Origin of the sequence: Kitasatospora sp. NPDC051164, assembly GCF_044455625.1 — a bacterium.
Taxonomy (GTDB): domain Bacteria; phylum Actinomycetota; class Actinomycetes; order Streptomycetales; family Streptomycetaceae; genus Kitasatospora.
Genome location: NZ_JBITFB010000043.1, coordinates 42,059 through 67,024, shown reverse-complemented (window position 1 = coordinate 67,024; position 24,966 = coordinate 42,059). Strand labels below are relative to the sequence as shown.

Annotated in this window: 20 protein-coding genes; 13 read left to right on the top strand and 7 right to left on the bottom strand. The window is 73.8% G+C overall.

The features are described 5' to 3' along the window. Positions 1–201: 201 nt before the first annotated feature. From ACIBEC_RS41355 to ACIBEC_RS41345, 3 genes are all read left to right on the top strand, one after another. On the top strand, positions 202–2,016 hold the full coding sequence (locus ACIBEC_RS41355; protein WP_360505338.1) for a hypothetical protein: 1,815 nt from the start codon (positions 202–204) through the stop codon (positions 2,014–2,016). 115 nt (positions 2,017–2,131) lie between these two features. Further along, the gene (locus ACIBEC_RS41350; RefSeq protein WP_360505336.1) at positions 2,132–3,835 is read left to right on the top strand and encodes a restriction endonuclease; all 1,704 of its coding nucleotides are present in this window, start codon (positions 2,132–2,134) and stop codon (positions 3,833–3,835) included. 249 nt (positions 3,836–4,084) lie between these two features. Then, positions 4,085–4,852 carry a ZIP family metal transporter gene (locus ACIBEC_RS41345; protein ID WP_360505334.1) on the top strand — a complete coding sequence of 256 codons (768 nt, stop codon included), beginning with the start codon at positions 4,085–4,087 and terminating at the stop codon, positions 4,850–4,852. 74 nt (positions 4,853–4,926) lie between these two features. Here ACIBEC_RS41345 and ACIBEC_RS41340 read toward each other — a convergent pair whose 3' ends face one another. Next, positions 4,927–5,871 carry a LysR family transcriptional regulator gene (locus tag ACIBEC_RS41340; RefSeq protein ID WP_360505332.1) on the bottom strand — a complete coding sequence of 315 codons (945 nt, stop codon included), beginning with the start codon at positions 5,869–5,871 and terminating at the stop codon, positions 4,927–4,929. Between the two features lie 73 nt (positions 5,872–5,944). On the opposite strand from ACIBEC_RS41340, the gene ACIBEC_RS41335 reads away from it, so the two are divergent. Then, positions 5,945–6,985 (top strand): EamA family transporter, encoded by a 1,041-nt coding sequence (locus tag ACIBEC_RS41335; protein WP_396290257.1) that lies wholly within the window; start codon positions 5,945–5,947, stop codon positions 6,983–6,985. Here ACIBEC_RS41335 and ACIBEC_RS41330 read toward each other — a convergent pair. Beyond that, entirely contained in the window at positions 6,876–7,460 is a 585-nt protein-coding gene (locus ACIBEC_RS41330) for a MarR family transcriptional regulator (protein ID WP_360505330.1), read from the bottom strand. The genes ACIBEC_RS41335 and ACIBEC_RS41330 overlap by 110 nt on opposite strands. A 165-nt stretch (positions 7,461–7,625) precedes the next feature. Here ACIBEC_RS41330 and ACIBEC_RS41325 point away from each other — a divergent pair, with 165 nt between their 5' ends. Continuing rightward, on the top strand, positions 7,626–7,958 hold the full coding sequence (locus ACIBEC_RS41325; RefSeq protein ID WP_360505328.1) for a DUF2218 domain-containing protein: 333 nt from the start codon (positions 7,626–7,628) through the stop codon (positions 7,956–7,958). Here ACIBEC_RS41325 and ACIBEC_RS41320 read toward each other — a convergent pair. Both ACIBEC_RS41320 and gabT read right to left on the bottom strand, forming a co-directional pair. Next, positions 7,931–8,602 (bottom strand): phosphatase PAP2 family protein, encoded by a 672-nt coding sequence (locus ACIBEC_RS41320; RefSeq protein WP_360505326.1) that lies wholly within the window; start codon positions 8,600–8,602, stop codon positions 7,931–7,933. The two genes, ACIBEC_RS41325 and ACIBEC_RS41320, sit on opposite strands and share 28 nt — an antisense overlap. 547 nt (positions 8,603–9,149) lie before the next feature. Further along, on the bottom strand, positions 9,150–10,505 hold the full coding sequence (gabT, locus tag ACIBEC_RS41315) for a 4-aminobutyrate--2-oxoglutarate transaminase (RefSeq protein ID WP_360505324.1): 1,356 nt from the start codon (positions 10,503–10,505) through the stop codon (positions 9,150–9,152). 241 nt (positions 10,506–10,746) lie between these two features. Between gabT and ACIBEC_RS41310 the strand changes: the two genes are divergently transcribed. From ACIBEC_RS41310 to ACIBEC_RS41300, 3 genes are all read left to right on the top strand, one after another. Continuing rightward, the gene (locus ACIBEC_RS41310; protein WP_360505322.1) at positions 10,747–12,819 is read left to right on the top strand and encodes an ATP-binding protein; all 2,073 of its coding nucleotides are present in this window, start codon (positions 10,747–10,749) and stop codon (positions 12,817–12,819) included. 154 nt (positions 12,820–12,973) lie between these two features. Further along, on the top strand, positions 12,974–14,554 hold the full coding sequence (locus ACIBEC_RS41305) for a PucR family transcriptional regulator (RefSeq protein ID WP_360505320.1): 1,581 nt from the start codon (positions 12,974–12,976) through the stop codon (positions 14,552–14,554). Positions 14,555–14,827: 273 nt separating this feature from the next. Next, the gene (locus tag ACIBEC_RS41300; RefSeq protein ID WP_360505318.1) at positions 14,828–16,270 is read left to right on the top strand and encodes an aldehyde dehydrogenase family protein; all 1,443 of its coding nucleotides are present in this window, start codon (positions 14,828–14,830) and stop codon (positions 16,268–16,270) included. Positions 16,271–16,392: 122 nt separating this feature from the next. Here ACIBEC_RS41300 and ACIBEC_RS41295 read toward each other — a convergent pair whose 3' ends face one another. Next, the gene (locus ACIBEC_RS41295) at positions 16,393–17,061 is read right to left on the bottom strand and encodes an NAD(P)-binding oxidoreductase (protein WP_360505316.1); all 669 of its coding nucleotides are present in this window, start codon (positions 17,059–17,061) and stop codon (positions 16,393–16,395) included. Positions 17,062–17,146: 85 nt separating this feature from the next. Between ACIBEC_RS41295 and dxr the strand changes: the two genes are divergently transcribed. The 5 genes from dxr (at position 17,147) to ACIBEC_RS41270 (ending at position 22,732) form a co-directional block, all read left to right on the top strand. Further along, positions 17,147–18,391, top strand: a complete 1,245-nt coding sequence (gene dxr, locus ACIBEC_RS41290) for a 1-deoxy-D-xylulose-5-phosphate reductoisomerase (RefSeq protein WP_360505314.1) — start codon at positions 17,147–17,149, stop codon at positions 18,389–18,391. A gap of 58 nt (positions 18,392–18,449) precedes the next feature. After that, positions 18,450–19,757, top strand: coding sequence for a M50 family metallopeptidase (locus ACIBEC_RS41285; RefSeq protein WP_360505312.1), 1,308 nt, complete (start codon positions 18,450–18,452; stop codon positions 19,755–19,757). Positions 19,758–19,901: 144 nt separating this feature from the next. After that, positions 19,902–21,062: a flavodoxin-dependent (E)-4-hydroxy-3-methylbut-2-enyl-diphosphate synthase gene (gene ispG, locus ACIBEC_RS41280; RefSeq protein WP_360505310.1), complete on the top strand. Its 1,161-nt coding sequence runs from the start codon at positions 19,902–19,904 to the stop codon at positions 21,060–21,062. A 169-nt stretch (positions 21,063–21,231) separates the two neighbouring features. Next, complete coding sequence (locus ACIBEC_RS41275; protein ID WP_360505351.1) at positions 21,232–22,107, top strand: GNAT family N-acetyltransferase; 876 nt, start codon at positions 21,232–21,234, stop codon at positions 22,105–22,107. Positions 22,108–22,183: 76 nt separating this feature from the next. Continuing rightward, a complete protein-coding gene (locus ACIBEC_RS41270; RefSeq protein ID WP_360505308.1) occupies positions 22,184–22,732 on the top strand; it encodes a GNAT family N-acetyltransferase in 549 nt (182 codons plus the stop codon). Between the two features lie 83 nt (positions 22,733–22,815). Here the strand turns inward: ACIBEC_RS41270 and ACIBEC_RS41265 are convergent, their stop codons facing one another. Together ACIBEC_RS41265 and ACIBEC_RS41260 are read right to left on the bottom strand one after the other, a co-directional pair. After that, positions 22,816–23,739, bottom strand: coding sequence for an aminoglycoside phosphotransferase family protein (locus ACIBEC_RS41265; RefSeq protein ID WP_360505306.1), 924 nt, complete (start codon positions 23,737–23,739; stop codon positions 22,816–22,818). Positions 23,740–23,770: 31 nt separating this feature from the next. After that, a complete protein-coding gene (locus ACIBEC_RS41260) occupies positions 23,771–24,760 on the bottom strand; it encodes a ferritin-like domain-containing protein (protein ID WP_360505349.1) in 990 nt (329 codons plus the stop codon). Between the last annotated feature and the right edge of the window lie 206 nt (positions 24,761–24,966).

The following is a 24,966-nucleotide window of genomic DNA, read 5'->3' as shown; positions in this document are numbered from 1 at the left end:
CTGGGCAAGGATCCGGCAGAACCGGACGAAACCCATCGATGGAGGACACAGGACCCCACCCCGCACCACGGAGGTATGCGCATGACCTCAGACCGCTGGACTTCAGACCGTTCGACCTCGACTCGCCCGACCTCGAACCGCTCCCGCTCGCATGCCGGTGCCGATCTCCCCGGCCCGCGCGGTCCCGCGACGCCCTACCGGATGACCGTCACCACGGCCCTCCCGCACGCCGAGGCGCTCGCCCTGGCCGACGAACAGCTCGCCTCCTGGCTGAAGCAGGAGGGTTGCGAGGAGCCCCCGCCGGCCGTTCACGCCCCCGCCGGCCGGCCCCTCACCGGCCAATCGTTCACCAGTCGGCCCTTCACCGGCCAATCGTTTGCCGGACAACCCTTCGCCGGGCAACCCCCCGCCGCACCGGCGTTCGCCGCACCGCCCCCCGAAGGCCCGGGCCTCGCCGAGCGCCTGCGCCTGGGCGAGCGCGTCCTGCTCGACCGCGACCACGGCCCGCTGCGCGGTGGCCCGGGCGCCGGCCGCTACGACCGCCGCCGCCTGCGCACCCCGGCCCCGCACGGCACCCGGCAGCTCACGCTCACCGTGGCCACCGGCGCCGACGGCCTCACCTGGGTCCGGCTGGAGGCCGAGACGCACAGCACCGGCAGCGGCGTGCGGACCCCGTGCCGGGTGCCGGTGCCCGAGCTGGCCCGCTCGCTGCTGCCGCTGCTTGACGCCACCGACGGCCCAGCCGCGGTCCACTCCGCACCCCGGGTGATCACGGCCGACGGGGTGGACGCCCTGATCGACGAGCTGTGCGACCCGGAACGCCGGCTGCCCACCGTGGTCGCCAGCGTCCCGGTGAACCTCCCGCTCGACCGCTGGGTGGAGGACGTGGTCGGCCCGCTTTGCCACCAGCTGCCCGGCCTCGCCACCGCCTACGTGCTGGATCCCGGCGCCCGCACCGGGTTCAACGTCGCGCTGGAGTATCACACCGTATACGGCGGGGCGGTGCGCACCTACCTGCCCGAGGTCGACCCGGCCTCCCGGCAGGACGGCGCGCGGCATCCGGTGCTCGCCCGAGGCCGAATAGAAGAGGACCCGCGCCGCGCCGCCGGGCTGCTCGCCCGCGAACCGCGCCGCCTCGCCGCCGACCAGCCACTGCCGCCGCCGCTGGCGGCCGTCCCGGTGCTTCGCGTCCCGCCGCCGCTCCGCCCGGCCGCCGGGCAGGCCGTCGTCCGAGCCGAACTGGCCGACCTGGCCCACGAGGAGCAGCAGGACCGCGCCGATCAGCAGGCCAGGGCCGACGAGCTGGAGCAGGTCCGGCGCACCCTGCGCCTGGAGCGTCGTGACCGCCGTGACCGCCGAGAGGGGGGCGAGCGGGGGCAGAGCCGGGAGGGCCACGACACCCGGGACGCTCGGGAGGGCCGGCTCCGCCCCGGGGCCCGCTCCCTGACCGGCCGCCACTGCACCGCGTCGGGCACCGGCCCGGCCCTCGGGCAGCGCGCCGTCGCCCAGCCCGCCGAGCGCTGCGGAAAACCCGAGAGCTTCACCGAACTCATCGCCAGACTGGGCGAGTTCCCGCTGCTGAGCTTCACCGGGGACCAGAAGGCCGCACTCGCCCTGGACGAGCTCCAGCGCACCGGCGCCGGGTGGGCCCGGCTCGCCTGGGACGGCCTGACCGCCCTTCAGGAGTACGCCGAGGCGGCCGTGCGGGGCACGGCCGGCGGGGACTTCAAGCAGTGGTGCGAGCACACCCCGACGGGCTGCCACCGCTTCCCGCCCCGCAAGGCCGTGCGAGGGGAGTCCCGGACGGTGTTCAGCCACACCAAGTGGAAGCGCGAACGGATGCTGCCGGTGCCGGAATGCGTGGACGCCTCCCGGCGCGCGTTCATGGGCGCGCACCTGCGGATCGGCGGCGGCCGCACCGCGCCCCGGCTGCACTACCTGGACGACTGCTCCGGCAGCGGCCGGATCTACGTCGGCTACATCGGTCTGCACCTGACCAACACCCGGACCAACTGACCGGCTTGGCTGACCGCCGCGCCCGTTCGGTGGACAATGTCCGGCAGGGGGTGGGTCCGCGGGTTCGCCGACCGCCCCGGGCAGGCGCCGGACGAGCATGGGGGAACGACGACCGATGCAGCACTCAGCAGACGGCCGGTCCGACGGCACCACCACCGTCCGGGTTCCCCAACCGGGCTTCCTAGCCTCGGTCTTCCGCGACCTCGGTGTCGACGAGTCCCCGGCGCCGGACGGCGCCGCCACCGGTCGCCCCGGCGGGGGCCCGGCCGGTGACGGCCCGTCCGTCCCGGGCCCCGCCGGCGGCGCCGATCCCGACGCCGCCGACCCGGGCACGGCCGACCCCGGCTCGGTCGATCCGGAAGAGGCCGTCGCGGCGCACGCCCGGGCCGCCGCCCTGACCCACCACCGCACGGTCACCGTGCGGGCCGAGCACGACCGGCTGACCGACCTGCTGCGGCGGGCCGCCCTGCCCGTCTCGGCCATGGACTTCGAGAGCCAGCTGCGCCACTACGAGGCCCGCCCCTACCCGGCCGACGGCCCCGGCGTCGCCGACGTCCCGGAGCCCCGCTGGGAGGACTTCACGCCCGCCGAGCCTGCCTCGGCCGACCCCGAGAGCGGGCCGTCCCGGCGCCTGCTGGACTCCGGCTACCAGCGCGAACTGGCCCAGGCCCGGCTCGCCCACCAGCGCGCCCTGCGGGAGTGGCGCACCCGTCGGGCCGAGGCCGGCAGCCCGGCCGCCGACGAGTCCCGGCGCGCCCACGAGGCGGCCGAGGAGGCCCGCGCCCGCGCCGTGCGCGAGTACAACGAGAGCCTGGAGGAGTGCCGACGGGCCTACCGGCTGGCCGAGCCGGCCGCCGTGGAGTCACTGCTGGAGCGGGCGCTGGCCGCCGCCGAGACCGCGACCCAGGACCTGCCCGCCCCCTGCCGGGCGGTGTTCCGCCCGCTCACCCGCACCGCCGTGCTGGACCTCGACCTGCCGCCGCTCGACCTGGTGCCCTCGCTCACCGGCTACCGGCTCGCCCCGGACGGCGACATCGTCCCGGTGTCGCGACCGCCGGCCGACCGGGCCACCGACTACCTGCGACTGGTCGCCCGGCTCGCCCTGCGTGCCCTACAGGCCGCCGACGCCGTCGACACCGACGAGATACTCGCCGGCGTCGTCCTCAACGGGTGGCTGCGCGAGCCCGGCGCGGCCGAGCCGCTCTGCCTGGTCAGCGTGGACGCCGACCGCGACGCGCTGGCCCGCACCCGGCTGCTGCCGCCGGAAACCGCGTACGAGGAGCGCGATGACGAGGGCGTCTACGCCGACTCCGAGCAGGACGAGGCCCTCGTCCGGCTGCGTCAGCTCGGCGCCGCCGTCACCCCGGACCCGTACGACCGGGCGGGCGTCCAGCCGGCCGCCCAGGCCGGGGCCACGGTGCCGGCCGCGCCCGACCTGTCCGCCAACGAGTTCGCCCAACTGGTGCGCGACCTGCTCACCCGGGGCGGGATCGCCGACTGGAGCGTCCGGCTGCGCGGACCGGCCGGGCTGGTGGCCACCGGCGCGGGCGCCCCCGGCAGCGCGCTGCCCGGCCGCTGGGTGGTCTGGGCCTCCCGGGGCCCCGAACCGGTCACCGCGGAGCAGATCACCACGCTGGCCGAGGCGGTCCGTGAGGAGTCCGCCGAGCGCGGCCTGCGGTTGACCACCGGCCGCTTCACCGACGAGGCCCTTGACCTCACCGCCGACGAGAGCCACCGCCACATCCACTTGGTTGACGGCGACGGAGTCCGCGAACTCGCCCGCACCCACCTCGGCCTGCCGCTCGCCGCCGGCCGCTGACCGTCCCCACCTGCCGGGACCACCCCGACGGCCCATCCGGCGGGCGCCCCACCAGGCCCGGACCGAGGCTGAGGAGCGGGCCCCGTCCGCGCCCGGCACCCCGGTCGACAAGAGTCGAACGGCCGTCCGGTACGGTCGGCGGTCGGCCCGGTCACGGGCGGACCCCAGGGGGAGAGGAATGGGCAGAGCGCTCGGCAGACCACACGGCGGCACCGGCCAACCGGCCGCACCTGCGGCGGAGACGGCCCGATGACCGCCGTCCTGGTCGCCGCCGGGGCGTTCCTGATGACGCTGATCGGCGGCTTCGTCGCCCAGCGCACGGGCGACCGCCGCCACCTCGTGCTCGGCTTCGCGGCCGGCCTGATGCTCGGCGTGGTCGCCTTCGACCTGCTGCCCGAGGCGATCCACCAGGCGCCGGGTGAGGTGCACGGTGTGCCGCAGGCGCTGCTGATGTTCGCGGCCGGCTTCCTTGCCATCCACGTGGTCGAACGCGCGGTCGCCATCCACCGCGGCCACGAGGGCGAGTACGCCGAGCACACCCACGGCGGCCACCACCACGGACACGCCCACACCGCCGGGCACCAGGGCGTCGGGCTGACCGCCGCACTGGCCCTGGTCGGGCACAGCGTGATGGACGGCTTCGCGATCGGCGCCGCCTTCCAGGCCGGCACCACGGTCGGCACGGTCGTGGCCATCGCGGTCGTCGCACACGACTTCGCGGACGGCTTCAACACGTACACGATCACCCGGCTGTACGGGAACAACCGGCGGCGGGCGCTGACGCTGCTCGCGGCCGACGCGGTGGCCCCGGTGTCCGGTGCCGCGATCACCCTGGCGTTCACCATCCCGGAGCACATGCTCGGCCTCTACCTGGGCTTCTTCTCCGGCTTCCTGCTCTACCTGGCGACCTCCGACATCCTCCCCGAAGCCCACAGCCCGCACCCCTCGCGCAGCACCCTGCTGTGCACCGTCGCCGGGGTCGGCTTCATGTGGCTGGTGCTCGGCTTCGCCAAGTAGGACCGCTGAGGCGACCGGGGCCGCCGAGGGCCGGGGCCGGGGCTGCCGAGGGCCGGGGCCGGGGCTGCCGAGGGCTACCGCCGGCTCTGCCCCGTCCCCGTACGCCCCTGCTCCTGCTCCTGCAGCCGACCCCAGCACTTCCGCATCGAGGCCAGCGCCTCCGTGATGGCCGGCCGCCGGGAGGCCTGGGAGCGCCAGAGCGCGAAGACCCGGCGGCTCGGCTCCGGCGTCACCCGGCGGGCCGTCACCCCGGGCGGCAGCGGCCCCCGTCCGAGCCTCGGCACCAGGCCCATCCCGAGACCGGCCGCGACCAGCGCGATCTGGGTCTCGAACTCGCCGACCTGGTAGCGCACGTCCGGCTCCTCACCGGCCTCGCGCAGGGTGCGGACCAGCCAGTCGTGGCAGATGTTGCCCGGCGGCACGCTGATCCAGCGCTGCCCGCACAGCCGTTCCACCGGCACCGGGTCGAGCGCGGCCAGCTCGTCGCCGGCGGGCAGCAGCAGGTCCACCGGGTCCGTACCGAGGTCCATCCGGGCGACCCCGTCCTGCACCGGCAGCGGCACGGTCGGCCAGTCCTGCACCAGAGCCAGATCCACCTCGCCCCGGGCCACCAGATCGGCCGCCGGGTATGGATCGCGCTCCAGCAGCCGCACGTCGAGCTCCGGGCAGCGCCGCCGCAGATCGGCGAGTACCCCGGGCATCAGCCCGCGCGCACCGGACGCGAACGCGGCCACCAGCAGCCGGCCGACCGCCTGGCCGCGCTGCTCCTCCAGCCGTACCTCGGCCTGCTCCACCAGCCCCAGCACGGTCTGTGCGGTGGCGGCCAGCTCGCGCGCCGCGTCGGTCAGCACCACGCCCCGGCCCTGCCGCTCCAGCAGCACCGTCCGGGTCTCCCGCTCCAGCTTGGCGATCTGCTGCGAGACCGCCGAGGGCGTGAACCCGAGCGCGGCCGCCGCCCCGCCGACCGAGCCGTGCACCGCCACCGCGTGCAGCGCCCGCAGACGCCCCAGATCCATCATGCAGTGATCCTAAAGTGTCCTCTTCAGTATTCATCGCTGGTGCTACACAGTCCCGCACCACCATGCTCGACCCATGACCGCGACACCCGCCGCCGCGAGCGGCACGAGCAGCACGACCACGAGCGGCAGCAGCACGAGCACGAGCAGCAGCGCGGGCACGAGCGGTACGGGCATGAGCGCGCCCCACATCGCGCTGGCCGTCCTGGTGGCCGCCATCTGGGGCCTCAACTTCGTCCTGATCCACGTCGGCCTCGACAACTTCCCGCCGCTGCTCTTCTGCGCCCTGCGGTTCGCCGTCGTCGCCGTGCCGGCAGTCTTCTTCGTCGGCCCGCCCAAGGTGGCCTGGCGCTGGGTGGTGGCGGTCGGCGTGGTCCTCGGGGTGGTCAAGTTCGGGCTGCTCTTCCTCGGCATGCACGCCGGGATGCCCGCCGGCCTCTCCTCCCTGGCGCTCCAGGGGCAAGCCGGCTTCACCGCGCTGTTCGCCGCCGTGCTGCTGCGCGAACGCCCCGGCGGGCACCGGCTCCTGGGCCTGGCGATCGCCTTCGCGGGCATCGCGCTGAGCGCGTACGACCAGGGCGCCGGCGGCCCGCTGGGTGCCTTCGCGCTGGTCGTCCTGGCCGCCGTCGCCTGGGGTCTGGCCAACGTGCTGACCCGCAAGGCGGCGCCGCCGGACGCGCTGCGCTGGATGGTCTGGGTCAGCGCCGTCCCGCCGCTGCCACTGCTCGGCCTGTCCCTGCTGGTCGAGGGCCCGGAGGCGGACCTGCGCGCGCTGCGCGACATCACCCCCGCCGGGCTCGGCGCGATCGGCTACGTCGGGCTCGTCTCCACCCTGCTGGGTTTTGTCGCCTGGAGCTTCCTGCTGCGCAGCTACGACGCCACCGCCGTCGCGCCCTACTCGCTGCTGGTGCCGGTGTTCGGGATGTCCTCGGCCTGGCTGCTGCTCGGCGAGCGGGTCAGCCCGACGGCCGCCGCGGCCGCGCTGCTGGTGATCGCCGGGATCGGGATCACCGCGCTGCGTCCGGGGGCGTCGAGCGCCGCGGCGGCCCGGCTGCGAGGAACCGGGCCTCGGCGGAGCGCAGCACTCGCAGCAGCACCTCCTCGTCGGCGGGGCTGACCTCACCGAAGTACTCCTGCGCCACCTCGTCCCGGACCTGCCCGATCCGTTCCACCGCCGCGCGGCCGGCCTCGGTCAGCAGGATCCGCACGGCCCGCCGGTCGGCCGGGTCGGGGCTGCGCTCGACCAGGCCGGCCTCCTCCAGCGCGTCGACCACGGTGGTGGCCGAGCGCGGGGCGATGTGCAGCTTGTCGGCGAGGTCGCTCAACCGCATCGCGTGGTCCGGCGTCTCGCAGCCCGGTACGTGGGCGAGGGTGCGCAGCGCCCGGGCCTGGCCGGGGGTGATGCCGTACGGCTCCAGCCGCCGGCCGGTCTGGCGGCGGATCCGCTTGATCGCCCGGGTCATCGCGTCCGCCAGTTCGGCGGTGGAGTCGGTGGAGTCGGCGGAGTGGGGGGAGTCGGGCGGAGAGTCGAGGGAGCCGGGCCGGGGGTCGGAGGAGGGGCCCGCCGGGTCGTCGGTCGGCGTGGTGGTCATCGGCGGTCTCCTCGGCTGGGGTCCGGCCAAGCGTAGCGACCGGGTCCGGCGCTCTCGGTGGTCGGCCGACGGCGGTCGGGAAATATGTTGAGCTTAGCTCAGTATCTGGGCTAGCGTGGGGCGAGTGAGGGGACCCTAAGTTCCCTCCCCGACCCTGGAGCGCCCATGCCCATTTCCACCGCACGTGTCGCCACCGACCGCCCCGGCCGCTACGCCAAGCAGCTCGCCGCCCACATGGGGCGCAAGATCGAGGCCGCCTACTCCGAGGAGACCGGCCGCGGCACCCTCGTCTTCAGCGCCGGCACCGCCACCCTGGAGGCACAGCCCGACGCCCTGCTGCTCACCGTCGAGGGCGAGCGCGACAACCTGCCCGGCCTGGAGGACGTCGTCGGCCGCCACCTCGTCCGCTTCGGCGTCCGCGACGAACTCGTCGTCGAATGGCAGCGCGACAACGGCGAGGCGGGCCTGGTTCACCGCAACGAGGACCCCGAGGCCTGACGCCTCCCGATCCCGGCACCAGGCCGGGGCAGCCACCGGTCGAGCGACCACACCACCAGGACGGCCAGGCACCAGCCGGCCACCACGTCCAACAGCCAGTGGAAGTCGCTCCACACCAGCCCCGCGCCCACCCCGAGCGCCAGCAGCGCCGCGCCCGCCGCCAGCCCCCGGGCGGCGCGCGGCCCCGACACCCGGGCCAGCAACAACGCCGCCACCCCGTACGAGATCGCGGCGGTCGCGGTGTGCCCGGACGGGTACCAGCCCCACTGCCCCGGCGTCAGCGGATCCCCGAGCGGACCCGGCCGGGCGAAGGCCGCCTTCGCCGGCACCACCAACAGCGGGATCAGCCCCGCCGTCAGCACCGCCACCGGCAGCGGCAGCCACCAGCGACCGGCAGCCCCGGCCCGGCGGCACCGCCAGGCGGCCAGTGCGCCGGCCAGCAGCAGCACCGGGATCGCCGGGACGCTGCTGCCCAGGTCCGACAGGGCGTGGCCGAGGTGGTCGAGCAACGCGTTCGGGACGTCGTGGCGTGCCGTGTGCACGGCCCGACGGATCCAGCGGTCCAGCCCGAGCAGCGGCCCGTCCACCGCCACCTGCCACGACACCGCCAGCAGCACCACCGCCGCCACCACCGGCACGGCCACCGACCGCGCCGCCCGGGCGGCACGATTCGCCCCGAGAGTCCGCGCTGCCCCAGCCGTCCGCTCCGTCCGCTCCGGGACAAAGGACAGCCGCCCCGGAGCAGGGGGGAGAGCTCCGGGGCGGCTCTGATGATCGCCGTTCCGCGCGCCCCGGGGGGTGTGGGTCGGACGGTCGGTCGATCGGCCTGCGGTATGCGCCGCCCCTCCCGGGGTGGCCTGGTTGTCCTCGCGGGGCACACGCGGACCCGCCCCCGAGGGAGGCTCCGCGGACGACTCCGCCAATGGCTGAGGCTCGCTGTCCATCTGCGATGACACTACGTCAACAGCCCTTCCGCGCCGAGCGCCTTCAGCGATTCCGCACATCATCTTCACCCCGCCCCGGGCAACCTCCCGAGCCCTCCGTCGATCATGCCGGGCCACCGCACCGAGCCGCCGCGCCGGGCCCGCGAACGGCCTCCGAACACAACCGAACGGCCCGTGCGGACCAGAGGTCCCCACGGGCCGTTCAGCGCTGTCCGGACATCCCTCCGGCAGGCAGATGGCGCCTGGATCAGGCGGCGGTGACACCCTGGAGCGCGAAGGCGCCCTCGATGATGTCCAGACCCTCCTCGAGCAGGTGCTCCGGGATCACCAGCGGCGGCAGGAAACGCAGCACGTTGCCGTAGGTGCCGGCGGTCAGGACCACCAGGCCCTCGGCGTGGCAGGCCTTCGCCACGGCGGCGGTGACCTCCGCGTTCGGCTCCTTGGAGCCCGGCTTCACCAGCTCGATCGCGATCATCGCGCCGCGGCCGCGGACCTCGCCGATCACGTCGAACTTCTCCTGCATCGCCCGCAGGCGGCCCAGCATGACCTCGCCGATCCGCTGCGCCTTGCCGTTGAGGTCCTGCTCCTTCATGGTCTCGATGGAGCCCAGCGCGGCGGCGCACGCCACCGGGTTGCCACCGTAGGTGCCGCCCAGGCCACCCGCGTGCGCGGCGTCCATGATCTCGGCCCGGCCGGTCACCGCGGCCAGCGGCAGACCACCGGCGATGCCCTTGGCCGTGGTGATCAGATCCGGGACGATGCCCTCGTCGTCACACGCGAACCACTGGCCGGTACGGCAGAAACCGGTCTGGATCTCGTCCGCGACGAACACGATGCCGTTCGCCTTCGCGTACTCCACGATCGCCGGCAGGAAACCCTTGGCCGGCTCGATGAAGCCGCCCTCGCCCTGAATCGGCTCGATGATGATCGCCGCGACGTTCTCGGCACCGATCTGCTTGTTGATCATGTCGATCGCCTGCGCGGCGGCCTCGGCGGCGCAGTTCTCCGCGCCGGTCAGCCAACGGTAGGGGTAAGCCACCGGCACCCGGTAGATCTCCGGGGCGAACGGGCCGAAGCCCTGCTTGTACGGCATGTTCTTCGCCGTCAGGCCCATGGTGAGGTTCGTGCGGCCGTGGTAGCCGTGATCGAACACCACGACGGCGGTGCGCTTGGTGTAGGCGCGGGCGATCTTCACCGCGTTCTCGACCGCCTCGGCGCCCGAGTTGAACAGCGCGGTGCGCTTCTCGTGGTCACCCGGAGTCAGCTCGTTCAGCTGCTCGGCAACGGCCACGTAACCCTCGTACGGGGTCACCATGAAACACGTGTGGGTGAAGGCGGCCAGCTGCTCGCTCGCCTTGGCCACCACGGCCTCGGCGCTGTTGCCGACATTGGTCACGGCGATGCCGGAGCCGAAGTCGATCAGCGAGTTGCCGTCCACGTCCTCCAGCACACCGCCATTGGCACGGGACACGTACACCGGCAGGGTGGTGCCGACGCCGGCCGCCACCGCACCCAGCTTGCGGGCCTGCAGCTCCTGCGACTTCGGACCGGGGATCGCGGTGACCAGGCGGCGCTCCTGCGGGAGCGGCGTTGCGGCGCTCATGGGGTTTCTCCAGACTTCTCGGCTCGGTGCTTCGCAGGCTACGGCCGCCCTCCCCACCCAGGCATGCGCCACTCGGTAGCAGTGCGCCGTCCGACTTGTCCGGCACGGCCAGCCCAGCCGACGCGACTACCCGCAGGCCCCGCTCCACTACCCTGAGCGCGGGCGTGTCGCCGGTACGGCGACATGGGTATGGCGGCACCGACGGCGGTCGGGCCGGGCGGGCGAGGGAGCGGGGCCGTACATGGCACACGACGGGTCACACCACCACGGCGAGCGCACCACCACCAGACCCCCGACCCCCCTGCCCCACCAGCGGCCCGGTACCTCCCCTTCTTGCTTTGACCTCCCCGGCTGGGCCTGCGCCCCGCGCCCCGAAGCCGAACCGGGCGTCTACCGGCTCGGCTACCGCCGACTCGACCCGGAGCGGGCGGAGGCAGCCAAGGTCGCGACCTGGCCGCTGCTGCTGCGGGCGGGGCTCAACGCGGTGGTGGCTTGGCTGGCCTTTGTCTACGGGGTGGAGTTCGCCACGGCCGGAACGACGATGATCGGTGTCCTTCCGTCGCAGTCGGCCTTCGTTGCCACGTCGGTGGTCCTGACACTGAACGTCCTGGTTCTCGGCATCGTCATCAAAGTCTTCGGCCGAATGGGCCGTTGGCCCGAGGTGTGGCGCCGGTACGTGTCGCCGCTGTTGTCGCGGACGGTGACGGAGGAGCAGCGCGCCGAGGAGGACGCCCCGGCGGCGGCCGAGGCGGCGCGGCGGCAGGACCCGTGGGACGGGCTGCGGCGGGGTGGGGCGGCGGAGGCGGCGGCGCGGCTCGACGGGGAGGCCGTGGGGGATGTCGACTACGTGCGGATCCAGCGCGCCTGGGAGTCCGCGCAGGCGGATCCGGTGTTCGTGCCGGCGTTCATCGAGCAGGTGGCCGCCCGTGGCGGGGCGGCTTTCGCTCATCCCTCCGAGACGCGCGAGTTGTCCGGTCGGGCGGAGGAGCACGATCTGCTGCTCGGCCAGCTCCGGCTCGGTACCGCGCAGGACGTGCCGAAGAATCCGGTGAGCCACCGGGCGGCCGGTTTCGCGCTGGACCCGGCGCTGTTGGGCACTTCGGTGCTGGCGGTGGGCCCGGCCGGGACGGGGAAGACCGCACGGCTGGCCCGGCCGGTCGCGGAGGCGCTGTGCCTGCAGGCGCTGGCCGGTACCGCCTGTGTGGTGGTGATCGGGGCGGCCGACGCGGATCTCGGCCCGGACGCCTGGTACGACGTGGTGATCGCGCCCGGCGACCCGTCCTCGGTGTACGGGCTGGACCTCTACGGCGCCGCGCAGGACCCCGACGAGGCGGCTGCCCGGCTGGCCGAGGCGCTGCTGCCGGACGAGCTGACCGCCCGTACGGAGAACGCCCGCACCGCGCTGCAGCAGGTGGTGGGTCCGTTCCACGCCGCGTACGGCCGTTACCCGGGGGTGCGTGAGCTGCGGGCGCTGCTGGGCGGTGATCAGGACGCGCTGGCGGCCTTGGTGAAGGCGCTCGGTACGGCGGGCCGGCTGGCTCTCCACGAGCGGGACCTGGAGTACCGCGAGCGCCAGCGCGACCGGGCGGACGATCCGGGGTCGCTGCTGGCGGACCGGTTGGCGCTGCTGGAGCGGCCCGCGTTCGAGGGCGCTTTCGCGACCGACGGCACGGGCCGTCCCCCGTTCGCGATGCGGGTGCTGGACCATCCGTTGCGGGTGCGGGTGAAGCTGCCCGAGCGCAGTCACCCCGAGGCGGCCCGGATGCTGTCGCGGCTGGTGGTGGGGCAGTTCGTGCAGGCGGCCGGGGCCCGCGAGGACCGCTCGCTGTTCGCGGGCCTGGTGGTGGACGACGCCTCGGCGGCGCTGGACGCCACCGCGGTGCGCGGGCTGCAGCGGATGCGGGGCGCGAACGCGGGCACGGTGCTGCTGCTGCGGACTCTGGTGGACCTGCCGGAGGCGCTGCGGGCACCGCTGTTCGGCGCGGTCGGCTGCCGGATGGCGTTCCCGGGGATCGCGCCGTGGGACGGGCGGCTGTTCTCGGAGGCCTGGGGGACGCATCTGGTGCAGGAGACGGCGGTCACCCACACCCCCGACACCTCCGGGGGGGTGATACGGCGCGCCGGTCGGGTCGGGCGGAAGGCGTTGTCGGGGACGACGGCGCAGACGGAGTCGGTGACGACGCGGGATGTGGAGCGGTTGCGGTGGTCGCCGTCGGATCTGGCGCACGCGTTGCCGGCGGGGCATGCGGTGGTGTCGCTGACGGCGGTGTCGGGGGAGCAGGTGCCGCCGTTGTTGGTGGACCTGCGGGGGTGAGACCGGGGCCGGGCCGGAAGTCGCCTTCGAGGTGGATTCGGCAGTGCCGGTTGTCCGGTGCGTCCATAATGAAGGGGAGAGACCCTCACCACTCCCACGTCCCTCTCCTCGCCCGGCCGCAATGGCGCGGTCAGGTCGATCCCTCGAAGGTGCCATGCCCCCCACACTCGCCTCCGTTGTCCGCAACAGCTCGCTTCATCTGACGGTTCTCGCCGGTGCGGACCATCTGGAGCGGCCGGTCCGCTGGGTGCACACCAGTGAGCTGGACGACCCGACGCCGTTCCTGGAGGGTGGTGAGCTGCTGCTCACCACCGGTATCAAGCTGGGCCGTACGGCGGCGCAGTTGCAGGCGTATGTGCACCGGCTGGCCGATGCCGGGGTGGTGGGGCTGGGGCTGGGGGTGGGGCTGTCGCACACGGAGGTGCCGCAGCCGTTGGTGGAGGCGGCGGCGCAGCGTGGGTTGCCGTTGCTGCGGGTGCCGGAGCCGACGCCGTTCATCGCGATCAGCAAGGTGGTGTCGGCGGCGTTGGCCGCGGAGCAGTACGAGGCGGTGACGACGAGCTTCGAGGCGCAGGAGGAGCTGACCAGGGCTGCGCTGGGCAAGGACGGGACGACGGCCGTGGTGCGTCGGCTGGCGGCGCGCCTGGGGGGCTGGGCGGCGCTGTACGACGGCTCGGGTGCGTTGTCCGTGGTGGCGCCGGACTGGGCGGCGCGTCGGGCGGGGCGGTTGGCGGCGGAGGTGGATCGGCTGCGTCGGCGGCCGGCGCCGTCGAGTGCCGCGTTGCAGGGGCGTGCGCCGGGGATAGACACGGCGGACGAGGACTACGTGGTGGTCCAGTCGCTGGGGGCGGACCGGCGGGCGCGGGGTTTTCTGGCGGTCGGGACCGAGGACCGGATCACGCCGACCGAGCGGTATGTGCTGAACGCGGCGGTGGCGCTGCTGACTCTGACGCTGGAGCGCTCGCGCGAGTTGCGGCAGGCGGAGGAGCGGATGGGTGCGGCGCTGCTGCGGATGGTGCTGGCCGGTGAGGTGGCAACGGCCCGGCAGGTCGCGGTGGGGCTGTTCGGCGGCATGCCGGAGGGGACGATACGGGTTCTGGTGGCGGGCGCGGGCGCGGGCGCGGGGGCGGCGAACGCGGATGCCGCGGAGGCGCTCGGGGAGTTGGGCGACCGGGCGGAGCAGGCGGGTTCCCGGGTGGGCGAGAAGCTGCTGGTGGCGCGGGAGGACGGCGCGCACGGGCTGCGGCTGATGGTGTTGGCGCTGGACAACGGCGCGGTGCACCGGGCGTGTCTGGGTGCGGTGGAGGAGCACGAGGGCCTGTCGTTGGGCGTGTCGGCGCCGGCCGCGTTGGAGGATGCCGGGACGGCGTACGCGCAGGCCGAGCGGGCGCTGGCGGTGGCTTTGCGGGGTGGTCGCCGGTCGGTGGACCACGAGGAGGTCGGCGCGGGTTCGTTGTTGCCGCTGCTCGGGGAGGACGCGGTGACGGCGTTCGCGGAGGGGTTGCTGCGGCCGCTGCGCGATCACGACCGGACGGCGCGTGGTGACCTGGTGGCTTCGCTGCGGGCGTGGTTGTCCCGGCACGGTCAGTGGGACGCGGCGGCGGCGGACCTGGGTGTGCACCGGCACACGTTGCGCTACCGGATGCGGCGGGTCGAGGAGTTGCTGGGCCGTTCGTTGGATGACACGGATGTGCGCATGGAGTTGTGGCTGGCGCTTCGTTCGGGCGAGGAATAGGCGCGGAGCCGATCCGGAACAGCGCGGAGCCGACCCGGAACCGACCCGGAACCGCGCGGAACCGAGCCGGAACCGCGCGGAACCGACCCGGAACAGGCGCCAAACAGCCAGGAAGAGCCAGGAACGGATCGGTCGGCTGGACGCGGTGGAGTGGCCTCGGGGCTGAACGCTCCTAGTCGGCCAATCCGGTCGGCGTGCCGACGCACCTACTCTCGGGTTCTGGTCCCACGTCCGTGCGGGCCGTACGACGACGAGGAGAGGGCCGGTACCACGGTGACCACCACGTACGATTTCTGGCTCGCCGGCCGCCGGGCGAGCGGTGACGCCGACTTCGAGGTGCACAACAGCTGGGACGGCCGTCTGGTCGGCAAGGTGAGCATCCCGACCGAGGCCCAGGTCGAGGAGGCGCTGGACGCCGCCGTCGCCGCCCTGCCGGTGTTCGCCGCGACCCCGGCGCACCAGCGTGCCGCCGCCTTGGACCACGTGGCCAAGCGGCTGGCCGAGCGCACCGAGGAGCTCGCCCAGCTGATCACCGCCGAGAACGGCAAGCCGATCAAGTGGGCCCGCGGCGAGGTCGGCCGTGCGGTGTCGGTGTTCCGCTGGGCCGCCGAGGAGGCGCGCCGCACCAACGGCGAGACCATGCGGCTGGACACCGACCCGGGCGGCGTGGGCCGTTTCGCGGTGGTGCGCCGCTTCCCGCGCGGTGTGGTGCTGGGCATCGCCCCGTTCAACTTCCCGCTGAACCTGGTCGCGCACAAGGTCGCCCCGGCGATCGCGGTCGGTGCCCCGATCATCCTGAAGCCGGCTCCGGCGACGCCGCTGTCGGCGATGGTGCTGGGCGAGATCCTGGCCGAGACGGACCTGCCGGCCGGCTCCTGGTCGATCCTGACCGTGCCGAACGACCGGATGCCGGCGCTGGTGCAGGACGACCGCCTGCCGGTGATCTCGTTCACCGGTTCGGACAAGGTCGGCTACCAGATCATGGATTCGGTGCCGCGCAAGCACTGCACCCTGGAGCTGGGCGGCAACGCCGCGGCCGTGGTCCTCGCCGACTGGTCCTCGGAGGCCGACCTGGACTGGGCGGCCACCCGGATCGCGATGTTCGCCAACTACCAGGGCGGCCAGTCCTGCATCTCGGTGCAGCGGGTGATCGCCGACGCGTCGGTGTACGACGCGCTGGTGGAGAAGGTCGTGGCCAAGGTCAGGGCCCAGGTCACCGGTGACCCGAACGACGCCGGGACGGACGTCGGCCCGCTGGTCGACGAGAACGCCGCGAAGCGGGTGGAGTCCTGGGTGGAGGACGCGGTCGCCAAGGGCGCCAAGGTGCTGACCGGCGGCACCCGCGAGGGCGCGACCTACGCTCCGACCGTGCTGGCCGAGCTGCCCGAGGACGCGATCCTGGCCAAGGCCGAGGTGTTCGGCCCGGTCCTGTCGCTGCAGAGGGTGGACGGCACGGAGGAGGCCTTCGCGGCCGTCAACGACTCGGCGTTCGGCCTGCAGGCGGGCGTGTTCACGCACGATGTGCAGACCGCCTTCCGGGCCCACCGGGAGCTGGAGGTCGGCGGTGTGATCATCGGCGACGCGCCGTCCTACCGCGCCGACCAGATGCCGTACGGCGGTGTGAAGGACTCCGGTGTCGGCCGTGAGGGCGTCAAGTACGCGATGGACGACTACACGGTCGAGAAGGTGCTGGTCCTGACCGGCCTCGACCTCTGAGGGACGACCCCCGAAAGACCGCGTGACGAAGACCGCGTGACGAAGACCGCTTGACGAAAGACCGCTTGACGAACGACCGCTTGACGGAGGGCCCGGTTCGTCGAACCGGGCCCTCCGCGCGTTCAGCCGTCGTGCCCGGCCGCGGCGGCAACGGCCTCCTCGACGGTGGCGTTCCCGGCGACCAGCTCCAGGGTCAGTCCGGCGGTGCCGGGCTCGTGCAGCAGGGCGGCCAGGACGGCGGCCACGTCGGCCCGGTCCACCGTGCCGCGCCCGACCGAGGGGGCGAGGCGGACCAGGCCGGTGCCGGGGCCGTCGGTGAGCTGCCCGGGGCGCAGGACCGTCCAGTCCAGCGTGGTCCGGGCCCGTACGGCGTCGTCGGCGGCGCCCTTGGCCCGCAGGTAGGTCTCGAAGGTCTCGTCGGCGGGGTAGTGGGCGTCGGCGTCGGCGCCCATCGAGGAGATGATGAGGTACCGGCGGACGCCGGCGAGTTCGGCGGCGTCGGCGAGCAGTACGGCGGCGTCGCGGTCGACGGTGTTTTTGCGGGCGGCGCCGCTGCCCGGTCCGGCTCCGGCGGCGAAGACCACCGCGTCGGCGTCGGCGAGCAGTTCGGCGAGCTGCGGGGCGGTGGCGGCCTCCAGGTCGAGCAGCAGCGGCTCGGCTCCGGCGTCGGTCAGGTCCTGGGCCTGTTCGGGGCGGCGGATGATCCCGGCGGGGCGCTCGCCGCGTGCGGCGAGCAGCCGTTCCAGTTTCAGCGCGATCTTTCCGTGGCCCCCGGCGATGACGGTACGCATGGGTCCGACGGTAGCCCGAGGGGTGCCGGGTCGTCCTGGGGAAGTCCTGGGAGTGACGCGGTCGCGGACAGGACACAATGGGCGCATGACTTCGCTCGCCCACCCGCAGCTGCGCTTCACGCCCACCGTGGCGGACCCCTCCGGCCCCCGGGAGCTGGTGATCCTCGGCTCGACCGGTTCGATCGGCACCCAGGCCATCGACGTGGTGCTCCGCAATCCGGACCGCTTCCGGGTGGTCGCCCTGTCGGCGGCCGGGGGCCGGGTGGAGCTGCTGGCCGAGCAGGCGCTGCGGCTGGGCGTGCACACCGTGGCGGTGGCCGACCCGGCGGCGGAGCCGACGCTGCGGGAGGCGCTGGCCGCGAAGGCGGCGGGCCGTCCGCTGCCGGCCGTGCTGGCGGGCCCGGACGCGGCGACCGAGCTGGCCGCCGTGGAGTGCCACTCGGTGCTGAACGGCATCACCGGGTCGATCGGGCTGCGGCCGACGCTGGCCGCGCTGGCGGCGGGCCGGGTGCTGGTGCTGGCCAACAAGGAGTCGCTGATCGTCGGCGGTCCGCTGGTGAAGGCGGTGGCGAAGCCGGGCCAGATCGTGCCGGTGGACTCCGAGCACGCCGCGCTGTTCCAGGCGCTGGCCGGCGGGACCCGCGCCGAGGTGCGCAAGCTGGTGGTCACCGCCAGCGGCGGCCCGTTCCGCAGCCGCACCCGCGAGCAGCTGGCCGGGGTGACCCCGCAGGACGCGCTGGCGCACCCGACCTGGGCGATGGGCCCGGTCGTCACGATCAACTCGGCCACCCTGGTCAACAAGGGCCTGGAGGTGATCGAGGCGCACCTGCTGTACGACGTGCCCTTCGAGCGGATCGAGGTCGTGGTCCACCCGCAGTCGGTGGTGCACTCGATGGTGGAGTTCACCGACGGGTCGACGCTGGCGCAGGCCAGTCCGCCGGACATGCGGATGCCGATCGCGCTGGGGATGGGCTGGCCGGACCGGGTGCCGGACTCCGCTCCCGCCTGCGACTGGACGAAGGCCGCCACCTGGGAGTTCTTCCCGCTGGACAACGAGGCCTTCCCGGCGGTCGAGCTGGCCCGGGAGGTGGGCACCCTGGGCGGCACCGCCCCGGCGGTGTTCAACGCGGCGAACGAGGAATGTGTGGAGGCGTTCCTGAAGGGCGGTCTCGCCTTCACCGGAATCGTGGACACTGTTGCCAAGGTCGTGGCCGAGCACGGACAGTACGACGGCGGGCCGGCCGCGTCGGGAACTTCCCTCACGGTGGAGGACGTCCTGCACGCGGAGGACTGGGCGCGCGCCCGGGCCCGCGAGCTGGCGGCGGGCTGACGGCCTCGATTGCGGTAGGACGAGACGATGAGTGGAGCGGCATGACGGAGGACCAGCGGTGGCAACGGTTTTGACGGTGGTCGGCATCCTGGTCTTCGTCATCGGGTTGCTCATTTCGATCGCCTGGCACGAACTCGGCCACCTCTCCACGGCCAAGCTGTTCGGCATCCGGGTGCCGCAGTACATGGTCGGCTTCGGCCCGACCCTCTGGTCGCGCCGCAAGGGCGAGACCGAGTACGGCATCAAGGCGATCCCGTTCGGCGGGTACATCCGGATGATCGGGATGTTCCCGCCGGGCGAGGACGGCCGGATCACCAAGCGCAGCAGCTCGCCCTGGCGGACCATGATCGAGGACGCCCGCGAGGCCTCCTACGAGGAGCTCCAGGAGGGTGACGAGCACCGGCTCTTCTACACCCGCAAGCCGTGGAAGCGCGTCATCGTCATGTTCGCCGGGCCGTTCATGAACCTGATCCTGGCGTTCGGGCTCTTCCTGACCGTCATGATGGGCTTCGGCGTCTCCATGAACGTGCCGACGGTCAGCACCGTCGCCCAGTGCGTGGTCAAGGCGGGCCAGCCCACCGACAACTGCCCGGCGGACGCCCCGCAGACGCCGGCCGCCCAGGCCGGACTGAAGGCCGGGGACAAGATCCTCTCCTTCGACGGCGACCGGATCCGCACCTACGACCAGCTCCAGGCGGACATCCGCCGCTCGGCCGGGAAGGCCGTCCCGGTGGAGGTCGAGCGGGACGGGCAGCGGCTCACCCTCAACCCGACCATCGCGGTCAACGACGTCCAGAAGTACGATGGGAACAACGTTCCGCTCAAGGGGCAGACCGTCAAGGCGGGGTTCCTCGGGTTCACTCCTGCGAGTGGCGTGGTCCGGCTGGACTTCGGGCAGTCTCTCGACCGGATGTACGACATGACCGAGAACGGGGTGAAGTCGCTGGTCGCCCTGCCCGGCAAGATCCCCGGGCTGTGGAACGCCATCGTCGGCGACGCCCCGCGCGAGCCGGACTCGCCGATCGGCATGGTCGGCGCCGCCCGGGTGAGCGGTCAGGTCTTCTCCCTCCCCGACGAGACGGCCACCCAGCGGGTCGCGTTCTTCGTGAACCTGCTGGCCGGCATCAACCTGTCGCTCTTCCTCTTCAACATGCTGCCGCTGCTCCCGCTGGACGGCGGCCACGTCGCCGGCGCGGTCTGGGAGGCGGTCCGGCGCCGCTTCGCACAGCTGTTCCGGCGGCCCGATCCGGGCCCGTTCGACGTTGCCAAGCTGATGCCGGTGGCGTACGTCGTGGCCAGCATCTTCATCGGCTTCACGCTGCTGGTGATGGTCGCCGACCTGGTGAACCCGGTGAAGATCAGCTAGGGCGTTCGGGTACGGCGGGTGTGCTGGGGCCCGTTGCGGTGCCGTACCGTGGAGGCCGGGTGCGCGATCGTCAGCGCGCCCGGCCTCGGCCGTTCCAACGGCCGGGCGGTCGACCACACCTCTACCCCGGGGAACCCTGCGCACATGACCGCGATCTCGCTCGGTATTCCGTCCCTGCCGCTCAAGCCGCTTGCCAAGCGTCGTTACTCCCGGCAGATCATGGTCGGCAACGTGCCGGTCGGCGGCGACGCCCCGGTCTCGGTGCAGTCGATGACCACCACGGTGACCGCGGACATCAACGCCACGCTGCAGCAGATCGCGGAGCTGACCGCGTCCGGCTGCCAGATCGTCCGGGTCGCGTGCCCGTCGCAGGACGACGCCGACGCGCTGCCGATCATCGCGAAGAAGTCGAAGATCCCGGTCATCGCGGACATCCACTTCCAGCCGAAGTACGTCTTCGCCGCGATCGACGCCGGCTGCGCCGCGGTGCGCGTCAACCCGGGCAACATCAAGGCCTTCGATGACAAGGTCGGCGAGATCGCCAAGGCCGCCAAGGACGCGGGCGTGCCGATCCGGATCGGCGTCAACGCCGGCTCGCTCGACAAGCGCCTGCTGGAGAAGTACGGCCGGGCCACCCCGGAGGCGCTGGTCGAGTCCGCGCTGTGGGAGTGCTCGCTGTTCGAGGAGCACGACTTCCGCGACATCAAGATCTCGGTCAAGCACAACGACCCGGTCGTGATGATCAACGCCTACCGCCAGCTCGCCGCCGCGTGCGACTACCCGCTGCACCTCGGCGTGACCGAGGCCGGGCCGGCCTTCCAGGGCACCATCAAGTCGGCGGTCGCCTTCGGGGCGCTGCTGGCCGAGGGCATCGGCGACACCATCCGGGTCTCGCTCTCCGCCCCGCCGGCCGAGGAGATCAAGGTCGGCAACCAGATCCTCGAGTCGCTCGGGCTGCGCGAGCGCGGCCTGGAGATCGTCTCCTGCCCGTCCTGCGGCCGCGCCCAGGTCGACGTCTACAAGCTCGCCGAGGAGGTCACCGCCGGCCTGGAGGGCATGGAGGTGCCGCTGCGGGTGGCCGTCATGGGCTGCGTCGTGAACGGGCCGGGCGAGGCGCGTGAGGCCGACCTGGGTGTCGCCTCCGGCAACGGCAAGGGCCAGATCTTCGTCAAGGGCGAGGTCATCAAGACCGTTCCCGAGTCGAAGATCGTCGAGACCCTGATCGAGGAGGCGCTCAAGCTCGCCGAGCAGATGCAGGCGGCCGGCGTCGAGGCTGGGGCGCCGAGCGTCGTCGCGGGGGAGTGAACCCTTCGTAGTCTGTCCTGACGGCGCGGGGAAGCCTGCGTGATGTTTTCCGGAAGCGGGGCCGTCCGTTCGCGGACGGCCCCGCAGCCGTAGCCGGGTGGGGCCACGGAGTAGGGTGCGGCCAGAGTCGTCTCAGTGAGGTGCTGTCTCGATGCTCGATCGAGGTGTGATGCTCCCGAGCTCCTTCCAGGCCGCCCGGGCCCTGGCCACCACCCGCGTGCTGGAGCCGCCCGACCTCGCGGACGCCCTGGAGATCCTCCACCGCGACCCGGTCGCCAACGCCTTCGTCGCGACCCGGGTCGAGGCCGTCGGGCTCGACCCGTGGCGGCTCGGCGGGGAGCTGTGGGGCTGGTACGACGGGGACGGCGTCCTGGGCGCGCTCTGCTACGCCGGGGCGAATCTGGTCCTGGTCGACGCCGGGCCGCAGGCGGTCGCGGCCTTCGCCGAGCGGGCCCGCCGGCAGGGGCGGCGCTGCTCCTCGATCGTCGGGCCGGCCGAGGCCACCGCCGCGTTCTGGGCGCTGCTGGAGCGGAGTTGGGGTCCTGCGCGTGAAGTCCGGGGCCACCAGCCGCTGTTGGCCACCTCGGTGCCCTCGGTGGAGATCGCGCCGGATCCGTTGGTGCGGAGGGTGCGGCACACCGAGGTCGAGGCGCTGATGCCGGCGTGCGTGGCGATGTTCACCGAGGAGGTCGGGGTGTCGCCGCTGGCGGGCGACGGCGGGCTCCTGTACCAGGCTCGGGTGGCCGAACTCGTTTCCACCGGACGGTCGTTCGCGCGGTTCGGCGAGGACGGGCAGGTCGTCTTCAAGGCGGAGGTCGGGGCCGTGACGGAGGGCGCTTGCCAGATCCAGGGGGTCTGGGTCGCGCCCGAGCACCGGGGGCAGGGGCTGTCCGAGACGGGGATGGCGGCGGTCCTGGAGATCGCGCTGCGGGAGGTGGCGCCGGTGGTGTCGCTCTACGTCAACGACTTCAACCTGCGGGCCCGGGCGGCCTATCGGCGGGTGGGGTTCCGGGAGGTCGGGGCGTTCATGAGCGTGTTGTTCTGAGGGCGTCGCTCCCGAGGGGCGGCTGTGTTGGGATCTTCGGCCGCGTTCGGGGGCCGCTGGTAGTAACGTCCGGGGCATGGATCAGCTGACCGGGGTGACGATCGAGGCCATCGACCTTGCGGACTGGGCGCCGCAGGCGCTGGAGGTCCAGGCGGTGGCGTTCGGGCTCACGCCCGAGGAGGTCGCGGTACGGCTGCACATCGTCGGGCGGCACGCCCAGCAGTCGGGGGTGATCGCGCTCGGGGCGATGAGCGGGGGGCGGCTGGTCGGGTTCGGGTACGGGATGCCCAACCAGCGGGAGCACTGGTGGAGCACGGTGATCGAGCCCTACCTGACCGCCCGAGGGCACGGGGGCTGGCTGGACGGGGTCTTCGCCGTCACCGAACTGCACGTGCTGCCGGAGTTCCAGGGGCAGGGCGTCGGTTCGCGGCTCATCCGGACGCTGTGCGAGCGGTCCGGGCTGGAGCGGAGCATTCTCTCGGCGATCGACGCGGAGACGCCGGCGCGGCGGTTGTACCGGGCGTTGGGGTACCAGGACCTGGCGCGGGCGGTGCGGTTCCCGGCGACGGACCGACTGTACGCGGTGATGGGGGCCCGGTTGCCGCTGCGCGGGTCGGGCGTCTGAAGTCGGGCCCTGGTCCCGCCGCGCGGGCCGGGGCTCGGAGCGGGCCGAGTCCCGGCGCGCCGGGGATCAGAGCGAGTCGGGGATCAGAGCGAGCCGGCGAGTTCGAGGTGGAGTTCGGCGTCCTCGCGGCGGTCCGCGGCGAGGGAGCGCAGGGCCAGGTCGACGGCGCGGAACAGGGCCCAGCCGCGGAGGCGGTCCCGGTCCACGTCGAGCGCGTCGGAGAGCTGGTGGAGACGGCGGCGGACGGCGGCGGGTACGCCGGGGGAGCCGAGCAGGGTGTCGGCGCGGTCCAGCGCGAGGCGGGCCAGGTCGTAGGCGCGCTCGCCGACGACGGGGCGCGGGTCGATGGCCAGCCACGGGGCGCGGTCGGCGGCGAGGACGTTGCCGTGGTGGAAGTCGCCGTGCAGGAGGAAGGACTCGTCGGTGGAGCCGGTCAGGCCCTGGGCGGTGTCCAGGGCCTCGGTGATCAGGGACTGCGCCTCGGTGGCGGCGGGGTGGGAGCGGTGTTCCTCGACCCGCTCGGCGGTGGCGGCGACCCGCTGCGCGAGGGTGGGGAAGGGGTGCTCCGCGGGGAGCTCCGCCCAGAGCCGGTGCAGCAGGCTGGTGGCCTCCAGCATGGCCTTGGGCTCGGCGAGGGAGCGCAGCGGGATCTCGCCGTGGAGGCGTTCCAGTAGGAGGACGCCCTCGGAGGGGTCGGCGTCGAGGAGGAGGACGGCTCCCCGGCCGGCCCAGTGTCGGAGGGCGGCGTGCTCGTGGGTGGTCTCGGGGGTGAGCAGGCCGGTCTTGAGGACGGCGGGCGAGAGGTCGTCGCGGTGGACGTACGCGATCAGGCTGAGACTGCCGCCGGGGTCGAGGACGCGTTCCAGGGTGAGGTCCCAGGCGGCGAGGTGGGCGGCCGCCCTGGTGGGGAGGGCGGCGAGCCATCGACGGCCGGCGTCGCCGTGGGTGGCGGTGACGGTGTGCGTCAGCCAGGTGGGGACGGTGATGGTGGGTGCGGCTCCCGACATAGGTCCATTGTCGGGGGTCGGGGGCGGGGTCTCAGCCGGTGGTGGCCGTGGGGGTGGGGATCCGGTCCGGTATGCCCGGGAAAGGCTGGTCGGGGGCGCCCCAGCGGTGGGCGCGCAGGGCGCACTCGCGCAGGGCGAGGGCGGCGGTGAGGCGGTGCGGGGTGGGGACGGCGGCGACCAGGTCGGCGTAGACGCTGGTCAGGCGGGCTTCCAGGTGGGCGGCGAGTCTGCCGGCGTCGGCGGAGGAGGTGACCGGGAAGGGGAGCCGGTAGCCGCCGGCGGCGGGCGTGGGGGCGGTGCCGAGGGAGTTGAGCAGGCGTTGCCAGGTGTCGCGTTGGGCCTGGTGGGCGGCGTAGGCGGTGCGGGCGTCGGTGCGCTGGGGGTCCTCGGGGAGGCGGGCGCCGACGACGCCGTAGCCGTAGACGGCGGCGTGCTCGGCGCCGAGCGCGTTCTGGACGGCGGTGAGGGCGGCGGCGCCGGGGGTGGGGGCCGCCGAGGGGGAGGTGGCGGGTCGGGCGGTGACCGGTGGGGCGGGGGCGCCCAGGACCGTCGCGTGGAGGGTGTGGGCGGCGGCGATGGAGGCGAGCAGGCGGGCGAGGGGCGGGCCGGCGGCGTCGAGGTCGGCGAGGTGCGACTCGGCGGTCCGCAGTTCCAGCGCGGCCAGGCCGTCGGCGGCGGGCGCGGGAGTGACGGGCGTGGGAGTGCCGGGGGTGGGGGTGGGGCCGGTGGTCACGGGCGGTGACGGAAGGGCCGAGGCGGGCAGGCCCTCGGCGAGGGCGGCGCGGTGCCGGGCGTTCTCGGCGCGCAGGTCCGCGCTCCGGGCGCCGGGGGGTGCGGGCTGGGCGTCGTACCCGGCGAGGAGGACGTCGGTGGCGGCGATCGCGCGGAGGCGGATCGGGGCGTCCGGGTCGGGGCGGGGGCCGGTGGTGCCGGGGGTGGGGCCGGGGTGGTCGGTGGTGCAGGCGGCGGTGAGGGTGAGCAGTCCGAGGGACAGGAAGGTCCGTCGGCTGGGCGGCTGCATCGGGGTCACTCCGGGGCGTGTACGGGAGGACGGACTCCCCGCCTGCCCTCGTTGGCGTGAATGATTACAGAATCCCCACGATCTCGGGCCTGGTTCGGGCACACCGGGTCCCGGGCGGGCAGGTGTGAGCTTGCTCGCAGTGGGTGGTGTGCGAGCGGCCGGGGGTGGTCCGGAATCGGTGGTTGGGGGCTTCACCGGATAGGCTT